General features: G+C 67.2%; 5 protein-coding genes, 2 tRNA genes and 1 pseudogene. 1 reads left to right on the top strand and 7 read right to left on the bottom strand.

The window, feature by feature from the left end; genetic code table 11:
• The 3 genes and pseudogenes from QZV72_RS07940 to QZV72_RS07930 all read right to left on the bottom strand — a co-directional run.
• Window positions 1-922, bottom strand: a pseudogene (locus QZV72_RS07940) (sugar transferase); the annotation flags it as partial.
• A 417-nt stretch (window positions 923-1,339) separates the two neighbouring features.
• A tRNA-Thr gene (locus tag QZV72_RS07935) sits at window positions 1,340-1,415 on the bottom strand.
• Window positions 1,416-1,442: 27 nt separating this feature from the next.
• Window positions 1,443-1,513 (bottom strand) — tRNA-Gly (locus tag QZV72_RS07930).
• Window positions 1,514-1,644: 131 nt separating this feature from the next.
• Between QZV72_RS07930 and dcd the strand changes: the two genes are divergently transcribed.
• The gene (gene dcd, locus QZV72_RS07925; protein ID WP_297007034.1) at window positions 1,645-2,253 is read left to right on the top strand and encodes a dCTP deaminase; all 609 of its coding nucleotides are present in this window, start codon (window positions 1,645-1,647) and stop codon (window positions 2,251-2,253) included.
• 258 nt (window positions 2,254-2,511) lie between these two features.
• Here dcd and QZV72_RS07920 read toward each other — a convergent pair whose 3' ends face one another.
• From QZV72_RS07920 to QZV72_RS07905, 4 genes are all read right to left on the bottom strand, one after another.
• Window positions 2,512-3,660 carry a lipase family protein gene (locus tag QZV72_RS07920; protein ID WP_297007032.1) on the bottom strand — a complete coding sequence of 383 codons (1,149 nt, stop codon included), beginning with the start codon at window positions 3,658-3,660 and terminating at the stop codon, window positions 2,512-2,514.
• Between the two features lie 21 nt (window positions 3,661-3,681).
• Window positions 3,682-4,440: a response regulator transcription factor gene (locus QZV72_RS07915; protein WP_297007029.1), complete on the bottom strand. Its 759-nt coding sequence runs from the start codon at window positions 4,438-4,440 to the stop codon at window positions 3,682-3,684.
• A complete protein-coding gene (locus QZV72_RS07910; RefSeq protein WP_297007026.1) occupies window positions 4,434-4,610 on the bottom strand; it encodes a hypothetical protein in 177 nt (58 codons plus the stop codon). The genes QZV72_RS07915 and QZV72_RS07910 overlap by 7 nt, the downstream gene beginning before the upstream one ends.
• A 13-nt stretch (window positions 4,611-4,623) precedes the next feature.
• Window positions 4,624-4,872 (bottom strand): hypothetical protein (locus tag QZV72_RS07905; protein ID WP_297007023.1); only part of this gene is annotated, 249 nt, incomplete at its 5' end.

Below are 4,872 nucleotides of genomic sequence, written 5' to 3'. Positions count from 1 at the left end.
GGGGGCGGTCGACGTAGAGTGCGTGTCGGGGGCCGAAGGGGACCACATCGAGGCGGGTGCCGCTGATGCCCTCGAGCATCGGGTCGAGGTAGAGGCGCATGTTGAGCTTGTTGAGCTGCCAGGACATGCGGCGCAGGTTGCGGTGGCCGAACTCGCCGATCGAGGCGACCCACACGGCGTCGCAGTCGTGGGACGCGGCGGTGTGGACGAAGTCCTCGGTGGTGAGTGCGCTCATGCGGACGGAGCTCACCGGCACAGCACCGGTATCGAGGAGATGGTCGCGGTTCTCGGGGTCGGTCAACAGGATGCCGTGGATGAGGGAGACGGCGTCCTGTGTGTCGTGGAAGGACCGCAGGAGACGGTTGATGTCCCGGACCCGGCCGATGGCCAGGAAGCTGTGCTGCAGGTCCGCGCGGTAGCGTTCGGTGACGCGCAGACACACCGCGCGGGAGATCATCAGGAGGAACAGGCCGACGGGGAGCCCGACGAGGGCGAAGTGCCGGAAGAGGGAGTATCTGGACAGGGCGTCCACCATGGCCAGGCAGGCGGCGAAGATGAGACTGCCCTTGATGATGTTCTCCCGGCCGATGCGGGGGAAGGTCCGGGCCTGGTGGCTGTAGCCGTGGGTGAGAACGACCGCGGTGAGCCACAGGGTGACGACGCCGACGGTGAGGAGCAGGTTGCGCTCGGAGAAGAAGTGGTCGGCGATGACGCCGACATCCGGTGCCCACGTGTAGATCGACAGGAGGTCTGCGATGACGGTGGCGGTGAGGATCGCGACGAGGTCTGCGACCACGTGGAACCAGGTGCGCTGGGCGTGGCGGAACCGGCGGGTGTCCCGATTGCGGGTGATCCGGCGCGAAGAGGGTTCGGCGGTGACCACCGGAGTTCCGGGGGCCACGGCGGAGGTGCGGAGAGCCATGGGAGAGTCGTTTCTTGAGGGCCGTCCGGTGAGAGGGTTGAGAGGGCGCCGGGCGACGGGGAGACGTGAGGGAGGTGAAGCGAGGGAGGTGGAGCGAGGGAGGTGGAAACGGGAGTGAGGGAGGGAAGGTGAGGGTGGAGGAGGGGACGGGGTCGAGCCTAGCGCTTCAGTCGGGTGCGCTGCTCTCCGGCCGGGGCTCCGTGGCCCCGATGTGATGTCCGGACAGGGGGAATCACCGGGAAACGAAAGTGACGGCGTCACAGTTTTCCGTCGCAACCTGCCGTTACAAGGCGTAATATGAGATTGGTCACAATGCGTGACCCGACGTTTCGCCGGGGTGCCCGTCGGGGTGTCCACAGGTGCGGCCACACCACGGCCCGGTGCGCTGGGTGCAGCGTACCGGGCCGTGGTGTGGTGTGGAGCCCCCTGACAGAATCGAACTGTCGACCTTTTCCTTACCATGGAAACGCTCTACCGACTGAGCTAAGGGGGCGTGCGGCGTGAACTGTATCATCCGCTGAGCCGATGACGGGAATCGAACCCGCGCCACCTGCTTGGGAAGCAGGAGTTCTACCATTGAACTACATCGGCGGCAGGCCGTGACCACAGGAGGTGCTGAGGCACCGTGGTCCGGCCGACGCTGAGTACTCTAACACAGCATCAGCGGAATCTGCCGCAGCCCCCCCGTACAGTGCGGTGACGCGCTGGGTTACTCTGGCCACGTGCTCCTTTCCGACCGCGACATCCGCTCCGCCATCGACGACGGGGTACTCTCCCTCGACCCCTTTGAACCGGCGATGATCCAGCCGTCCAGCATCGACGTGCGCCTCGACCGGTACTTCCGGGTCTTCAACAACTCGAGGTACACCCACATCGACCCGAAGCTCCCACAGGAGGAGCTGACCACCCTCGTGGAGGTCGGCGACCACCTCGGGGAGAACGGCGTCCCCCTGACGGAGGGGGGCATAGCCGCCGACGCCTTCATCCTCCACCCCGGGGAGTTCGTCCTCGGCTCGCTCCTGGAGTACGTCACGGTCCCGGACAACCTCGCCGCCCGGTTGGAGGGGAAGTCCTCCCTGGGACGACTCGGGCTGCTCACCCACTCCACCGCCGGTTTCATCGACCCGGGCTTCACCGGGCACATCACCCTGGAACTGTCGAACACGGCGAACCTGCCCATCGCCCTGTACCCGGGCATGAAGATCGGGCAGCTCGCGATCTTCAACCTCTCCAGTCCGGCGGAGAACCCCTACGGGTCCGGGCCGCTGGGCTCGAAGTACCAGGGGCAGCGCGGACCGACGGCGTCGAAGGCCTACCTCAACTTCCGGTGAGCCCCGGGTTCGTCCGGCGGACACAGGTCACCCCCGGGAGTGTCGCCACTCGCCGGGGGTTCACTGCTGACGTTTCAAGAGGAGAATGCTCAGCTGCCGTATACGGATCCTTTCTTCCTGTCGTGATGTCGATGGAAGCCAATCTACGACCGGTGCCTTGGAAGAGCCTGGCAACGCCCTGCGGTGTCTATGGGGTGTCTATGGGGTGTGTATGGGTGTCTGTGGGGGCGCCGGGTACGCCGGGTACCCGGCGGCTGGTCAGATCCGGGTCTTGGCGAAGGCCACGGCGTCCGGTAGACCGTCCGTCCATCCCGCGTGACCGGCCGGATCCCGGTCCACGCGGTAGGTCACGTCCATGCCGTCGGCTCGGGCCGAGTTCACCAGGCGTTCCGTGAACGGCGCCGGGCTGACGAAGTCGAAGGCCTGCTGGTAGATGAAGACCGGGGCATCCCACCCGCTGTCCGGCACCGCCAGGTGCTCACGCAGTGCGGCGAGGAATCCACCGGACGCCAGCGGCTTCGTCACCATGTCACCGACAGGCAGGCCGGCGACGGCGTCCGACATCTCGAAGTAGTTCGCCTCCTCGGCGAGGTCGACGATCTCCCGGCCCCTGTCCGAGAGGTAGTCGTCCAGGGGGAAGTCCGGTCGGGCGGCACGGAACCCGGCGAGCACGTAGCCGACATAGGTCTGGAGGTCGGGCTGGCTGACCGGCACCCCCGGGGCGATGGCAGCCATCTCCTCGGCGATGCCCGCGGGCACGCCACCAGCGGTGGCGGCAGCCAGGTGCAGCTCCGGGGCGTACTCGGCGGCCATCTCCGCTGCAGCGATCGAGGCGTGGCCGCCCTGCGAGTAGCCGTTGGTGACCCACGTCGTGGCGAGTTCATCGGACAGCGCGCGGGATGCCCGGACGATGTCGATCATCGCCGCACCCTCACTGTGCGAGTTCAGGTAGGGGTGGACGCCGTCGGTGCCGAGCCCGACGTACTCCGGTGCCGCGACCGCGAACCCCGCGTCCAACCACTCAGCGAGGTACTGGTCGCCGGTGTTGTCCTCACCGACCCAGCCGGTCCAGCTCACGTTCCTGTCACCGAGGCCCTGGGTGCCGTGGCCGTAGACCATCACCGGCCAGCCGCCCTCCGGCGCGTCCCCCTGGGGGAGGTACAGCGTGCCCAGGCTGCTCGCGGTCTGCCCCTGTGGGCCGTCCGTCTCGTACTCGAAGTGCCAGCCTCCGGAAGAGTGGGTGAGGACCAGCTCGTCGGGCAACGGTGAACTGGTCAGCACCGTGCCCCGGGTGAGTGCGGGCACGGGTCCGGCACCGGATGCGGTGGCGGATGCGGTGGCGGCGAGACCGGCGACGGCAGCGAGACCGGCGACGGCAGCCGGCGGGGTCGGTAGGGGACGTCTCATGTCGGACAGGATACCCTCACCTCAGTTCTCCGGGTGGAATCCTGCCTCGACGGCGAGCACCGCCAGCTGAATCCGGGATTCGGTCCCGAACTTCGCGAGCAGAGACGATACCGACTTCTTCACGGCACTGGCAGATCGGCCGGTTTCCCGGGCGATCTCCGAGTTCGACAGCCCGGCGCAGATAAGTGCGAGTACCCGTTCCTCGGAGGTGGAGAGCCGGGCCAACCGGGAGGTGGTCTCGGGATCGTCCGGCAGGTCGGCGGCGGATGCCGTCGCCGCGTTCAGCGCACCATCCCTCTCACCGGGCGTCGGCAGATGCTGGATCAGCCGGGTCGCCGGCTGGGGACTGACCACCGTGCCACCGGCGAGTGCCTGATGGACGGTGTCGATGATGAACTCCGGGCGGGAACTCTTGAGTATGTAGCCGGCCCCGCCGAGGGAGAGGACCGAGAGCATCGTCTCGTCCTCGTCCAGGGCGGTCATCGCGATGAAGACCGGTGGATTCTCCAGTGCGCGGACATGACGGAGCAGCGTGACACCGTCCATGCCGGGCATGTGGATGTCCGTCATGATGACGTCCGCGTCGACGGACTTCAGCAGAGCCAGGGCAGCGGTACCGTCCGTGGCCTCGCCGACGATCTCGATCGACGCGGCGGCGGGGGTCGAGAAGTAGAGCCGCAGCGAGGACATGACCAGGGGGTCATCATCGACGAGCAGCAGCCGTATCGTGGAGGTTCCGGATGAACCCAGCGGGTCCCCGGAACCGGAACCCGTCAGCACCAGGGGTAGTTGTGCTCGCTGCAGGAGAAGATGTGGCCCAGGGACGCCTTGTAGTCTCCGTGGCTCGGGGCTGCCGAGGCGACCCCGGTGGTGAGTCCGGCGGACAGGCCGACGGTGAGGGTGCCGACGGCGAGGCGGCGGAGCAGGGACCTACGGTGGGAAGCGGACATGTTTTCTCCTCTGTCAGGGGGTGTCACGGAGAGTGACAGAATCTTGTGTAACGCTGTCAACAATAGGCAAGGTGACGGTGGTGCGCCATACCTGATCTCCGGTGGCCCGGGGGACCAGTCCCGCAGTCAGGCTCCCGGCAGCCGCATCCGCCCGGGCGGTCATCGATCCGAGCCCCAGATGGGTGGTCAACGCCGGGTCCTCGTGGCTGCCCTCGACGGGTCTCACCGGGTTGGTCATGGAGACGATGAGCGTGTCGTCGGT

Origin of the sequence: uncultured Corynebacterium sp., assembly GCF_902782855.1 — a bacterium.
In the GTDB taxonomy this organism is placed as follows: Bacteria; Actinomycetota; Actinomycetes; order Mycobacteriales; family Mycobacteriaceae; genus Corynebacterium.
Note: the sequence above shows the minus strand (reverse complement) of the source record. Positions and strands in the feature narration are given on the sequence as shown.

Excerpts from the sequence above, each read along its gene's own strand:
- QZV72_RS07920 (WP_297007032.1), bottom strand. The coding sequence starts at position 3,660 with ATGAGACGTCCCCTACCGACCCCGCCGGCTGCCGTCGCCGGTCTCGCT.
- QZV72_RS07910 (WP_297007026.1), bottom strand. The coding sequence starts at position 4,610 with ATGTCCGCTTCCCACCGTAGGTCCCTGCTCCGCCGCCTCGCCGTCGGC.